The following is a 2,313-nucleotide window of genomic DNA, read 5'->3' as shown; positions in this document are numbered from 1 at the left end:
GGCAGAATATTCTGACTCAAATTCTTTCCAGGGTATTAAATCAGCCATGATCACCCAACGATTATCTGATGATAACTTTCCCTCAAATGGCAGTTCAAAACTTTCTGGTGGAATTGGAGTTGATTCTGATTCTCGGTACATAGTAACTTCAGATACAGCGTGTTGAAACTGACCACTGTGATGCAAGGATTTTGGGCTATTTTACCTTCTTTCCTTGCACCTGAATATACTTCTATGGTCTTTTCTTCTACAGACTGTCACCTTTTCTTTCTTTTTCAGCAAGCCCTACTTAGTTGTAGCAGTTAGTTCGACCTTTAGCGCTTTCCAATGGCCAGCCTATGCTGCTGCAACTACAATGCTTGTTCCAAAGCAACACCTTGGTCGTGCCAGTGGGATGGTGCAATTTGCAGAGGCAACTTCACGGCTGCTTTCACCAATGTTAGCAGGTGTGCTGGTTGTGACTATTCAGATTCAGGGCGTAATCCTGATCGACTGCGTTACTTTTCTCTTTTCCCTGGTGATGCTGCTACTCGTCCGATTCCCTGAGCCGAAAACTACCGCAGAGCATGAAGTGAAGAAAAGTTTGCAGCTGCGGGAGTTCATCTATGGGTGGACATACATCACTGCTCGACCCGGACTACTAGGATTGTTGATTTTCTTTGCTGCCATTAATTTCTTAATCGGAGTTGTCAGCGTACTAGTTACACCACTGGTATTAGCCTTTGCTACGGTTAATGTACTGGGTACGGTACTGTCCATTGGTGGAAGCGGTATGTTGGTTGGTGGTCTGGTGATGAGCATTTGGGGCGGCCCCAAGAACCGTATCCTTGGTGTGTTTGGTTTTACCCTATCAGGTGCATTGTCCATAATACTTGCGGGGCTTAGACCTTCTGTTCCGGTCTTCTTTGCATCTGCTTTCATCTACTATTTTGGGGTGTCCATGATTAATGGCTGTGACCAAGCTATCTGGCAGAGTAAAGTCGCACCTGCTGTTCAAGGACGTGTGTTTGCCGTGCGAAGTATGCTTGCTTTGGTATCACTACCGCTTGCCTATCTGATTGCAGGGCCTTTAGCTGATCGAGTTTTCGAGCCATTACTTGCTCCCACAGGGTTATTAGTCGGAAGCATTGGCAAGCTTATTGGTGTCGGTCGAGGATATGGTATTGCTTTGTTGTTTATTGTCGTCGGAATCTTGACTGTGATAGCGAGCGCCTTTGGCTATCTATATCAACCTCTACGGCGGCTAAACCATCAACTGCCAGATGCAATTGCTGATGAGACTCTCTTGTAAAAGAGACTATCTGCTAAAAATGTCTCAACCAATCATATCACGCAGAGAATAAATGCGCTTTTGCAGCAACCAAATTCTATAGGATAGCCAAAACTCTGGTCTTGGATGTGGCTAATTTTGGCGCTTTTACCATTACAGGTGATTCCCTAAAAAGTTGTACGTTCAGCTAAATGAGCCTCAATAGACCTGTCCGAAAACTAAATTCACCAGGACTTACGCAAGTGTCACAAGCAATGGCGCGGCTACACCGCGCCGAGCGTCAAGCAGCTATGCGATAAACATGGAAACAGCAGGACGTTTTAGAAGCTGTTTGTAAATGATTATGAAGTAGTCGTATGAGATTTTGTCAGACGTTTCAACATCAAACGAATCATGACAGTGTAAATTATGGACTMACTCATTTGTGGTAGAAGTTCATAATCCTTGCTCAAACGACGGTATTGATTCCACCAAGCGAAAGTTCGTTCAACAATCCAGCGTTTAGGTAATACTTTACAGCAATTTTCAGGTAAATAGACCACAGTGATTGAACCAACCGAAGGCATCATCTTCAGTAATGTAATTGAGAGCCTCAGCCATTGCTTGGTCGAGTGATTCGGTGGTGCGTGCCTCACAGCAACGGAGAAATTGCTTTAGTTTCGACCAACACAGTTCTATGGGAGATAAATCTGGAGAGTAGGGAGGCAAAAACTTGATTTTTGCACCGACGGACTCAATAGACCTCTTGCAAAAATATTTTATGGTATGATATTGGGTTTTGTCGCTTGAATCAATCTACTTATGCGATACGAGCAAACAAAAAAGTTATCGAATCGGCAGTTCAAACGTTTGGTTGGGGTGCAACAACGCACGTTTGATGAAATGATTAAGGTGTTAAAAGATGCAGCTAATTTGAAGCAAACACGAGGTTATCCAAACAAGTTAAGCTTGGAAGACCAAGCTTTAGTTTGCTTACAATATTGGCGGGAATACCGAACTTACTTCCACATTGTTCCACATTGCTAGTGAGTGGGAAATATCAG

The 2,313-nt window shown here is 43.7% G+C and carries 3 protein-coding genes and 1 pseudogene; 2 read left to right on the top strand and 2 right to left on the bottom strand.

Features of this window, described 5'->3' with window-relative positions; translation table 11 throughout:
- Nucleotides 1-214 precede the first annotated feature (214 nt).
- Nucleotides 215-1,291, top strand: a complete 1,077-nt coding sequence (locus tag FCR06_RS32095; RefSeq protein ID WP_138506945.1) for an MFS transporter — start codon at nt 215-217, stop codon at nt 1,289-1,291.
- Nucleotides 1,292-1,611: 320 nt separating this feature from the next.
- Here the strand turns inward: FCR06_RS32095 and FCR06_RS32090 are convergent.
- A pseudogene (locus FCR06_RS32090) lies at nt 1,612-1,785 on the bottom strand (transposase); the annotation flags it as partial.
- A gap of 10 nt (nt 1,786-1,795) precedes the next feature.
- On the bottom strand, nt 1,796-2,065 hold the full coding sequence (locus tag FCR06_RS35155) for a transposase (protein ID WP_138506942.1): 270 nt from the start codon (nt 2,063-2,065) through the stop codon (nt 1,796-1,798).
- Between the two features lie 6 nt (nt 2,066-2,071).
- Between FCR06_RS35155 and FCR06_RS32080 the strand changes: the two genes are divergently transcribed.
- Nucleotides 2,072-2,296, top strand: a complete 225-nt coding sequence (locus FCR06_RS32080) for a transposase family protein (RefSeq protein WP_138506940.1) — start codon at nt 2,072-2,074, stop codon at nt 2,294-2,296.
- The last annotated feature ends 17 nt before the right edge of the window (nt 2,297-2,313 follow it).

Origin of the sequence: Nostoc sp. PA-18-2419, from assembly GCF_005869855.1 — a bacterium.
Lineage (GTDB): Bacteria > Cyanobacteriota > Cyanobacteriia > Cyanobacteriales > Nostocaceae > Nostoc.
The sequence above is the reverse complement of the archived record's forward strand: the minus strand, read 5'-3'. Positions and strand labels throughout refer to the sequence as shown.

Excerpts from the sequence above, each read along its gene's own strand:
- FCR06_RS32080 (WP_138506940.1), top strand. The coding sequence starts at position 2,072 with ATGCGATACGAGCAAACAAAAAAGTTATCGAATCGGCAGTTCAAACGT.